The organism is Pseudoalteromonas sp. 2CM28B, from assembly GCF_023161935.1.
Window position 1 is genome coordinate 1 of the sequence record NZ_JALNTH010000089.1, and the last position, 2,369, is coordinate 2,369.

The 2,369-nt window shown below is 47.8% G+C and carries 2 rRNA genes; both read right to left on the minus strand.

Going from position 1 to position 2,369, the window contains the following annotated elements:
- A 23S ribosomal RNA gene (locus tag MTN96_RS36700) occupies positions 1 to 1,296 on the minus strand; the annotation flags it as partial.
- Between the two features lie 292 nt (positions 1,297 to 1,588).
- Positions 1,589 to 2,369, minus strand: a 16S ribosomal RNA gene (locus MTN96_RS36705); the annotation flags it as partial.

A 2,369-nucleotide genomic window follows, 5' to 3' on the forward strand; every position in this document is an offset into this window, starting at 1 on the left:
GGAACCCTTGGTCTTCCGGCGTGCGGGTTTTTCACCCGCATTATCGTTACTCATGTCAGCATTCGCACTTCTGATACGTCCAGCATACCTCCCGGTACACCTTCAACCGCTTACAGAACGCTCCCCTACCACTCATCCTAAGATGAATCCGCAGCTTCGGTGCATAGTTTAGCCCCGTTACATCTTCCGCGCAGACCGACTCGACCAGTGAGCTATTACGCTTTCTTTAAAGGATGGCTGCTTCTAAGCCAACCTCCTGGCTGTCTGGGCCTTTCCACATCGTTTCCCACTTAACTATGACTTTGGGACCTTAGCTGGCGGTCTGGGTTGTTTCCCTCTTCACGACGGACGTTAGCACCCGCCGTGTGTCTCCCGGATATTACTTTACGGTATTCGGAGTTTGCAAAGGGTTGGTAAGTCGGGATGACCCCCTAGCCTTAACAGTGCTCTACCCCCGTAAGTATTCGTCCGAGGCTCTACCTAAATAGATTTCGGGGAGAACCAGCTATCTCCCGGTTTGATTAGCCTTTCACTCCTAGCCACAGGTCATCCCCTAACTTTTCAACGTTAGTGGGTTCGGTCCTCCAGTTGATGTTACTCAACCTTCAACCTGCCCATGGCTAGATCACCGGGTTTCGGGTCTATACCTTGCAACTATTCGCCCAGTTAAGACTCGGTTTCCCTACGGCTACCCTAATCGGTTAACCTCGCTACAAAATATAAGTCGCTGACCCATTATACAAAAGGTACGCAGTCACCTAACAAGTAGGCTCCTACTGCTTGTACGTACACGGTTTCAGGTTCTATTTCACTCCCCTCACAGGGGTTCTTTTCGCCTTTCCCTCACGGTACTGGTTCACTATCGGTCAGTTGGGAGTATTTAGCCTTAGATGATGGTCCACCTATATTCAGTCAAAGTTTCACGTGCTCCGACCTACTCGATTTCACTTAAAATGTCTTTTCATGTACGGGACTATCACCCTGTATCGTGGCACTTTCCAGAGCCTTCCATTAACACATAATAAGCTTAAGGGCTGTTCCGATTTCGCTCGCCGCTACTATCGGAATCTCGGTTGATTTCTTTTCCTACGGGTACTTAGATGTTTCAGTTCTCCGCGTTCGCCTCGTTAACCTATGTATTCAGCTAACGATACCTGCAAGCAGGTGGGTTTCCCCATTCGGAAATCCTAGTCTCAAGCGCTTTTTACTAGCTTGACTAGGCTTATCGCAAGTTAATACGTCCTTCATCGCCTCCAACTGCCAAGGCATCCACCGTGTACGCTTAGTCACTTAACCATACAACCCAAACGGGTCTTTGTTATGTGACAGTTTAACTTCGCCAGAAGTTAATATTGAATACTAAAGTAGATACCAATTAATCATAAATGATTAAATTGGCACTGAATGATACTGCTATCATTCTTTTTTACTTTTGAAAACTCTGTACAAATAACAGTGTTATTCATACGAATTTTATTATCAGCTTTTCCAAATTTTTAAAGAGCATATTAATCAGTTAAATCCAAAGGGTAAAACTAACTAACAATCATCTGTGTGGACACTACGAACAAATAAGTTCTAAATCGTATAAGGAGGTGATCCAGCCCCAGGTTCCCCTAGGGCTACCTTGTTACGACTTCACCCCAGTCATGAATCACTCCGTGGTAAACGTCCTCCCGAGGGTTAGACTATCTACTTCTGGAGCAACCCACTCCCATGGTGTGACGGGCGGTGTGTACAAGGCCCGGGAACGTATTCACCGCATCATTCTGATATGCGATTACTAGCGATTCCGACTTCATGGAGTCGAGTTGCAGACTCCAATCCGGACTACGACGCACTTTAAGTGATTCGCTTACTCTCGCGAGTTCGCAGCACTCTGTATGCGCCATTGTAGCACGTGTGTAGCCCTACACGTAAGGGCCATGATGACTTGACGTCGTCCCCACCTTCCTCCGGTTTATCACCGGCAGTCTCCTTAGAGTTCTCAGCATTACCTGCTAGCAACTAAGGATAGGGGTTGCGCTCGTTGCGGGACTTAACCCAACATCTCACAACACGAGCTGACGACAGCCATGCAGCACCTGTATCAGAGTTCCCGAAGGCACCAAACCATCTCTGGTAAGTTCTCTGTATGTCAAGTGTAGGTAAGGTTCTTCGCGTTGCATCGAATTAAACCACATGCTCCACCGCTTGTGCGGGCCCCCGTCAATTCATTTGAGTTTTAACCTTGCGGCCGTACTCCCCAGGCGGTCTACTTAATGCGTTAGCTTTGAAAAACAGAGCCGAGGCTCCGAGCTTCTAGTAGACATCGTTTACGGCGTGGACTACCAGGGTATCTAATCCTGTTTGCTCCCCACGCTTTCGTA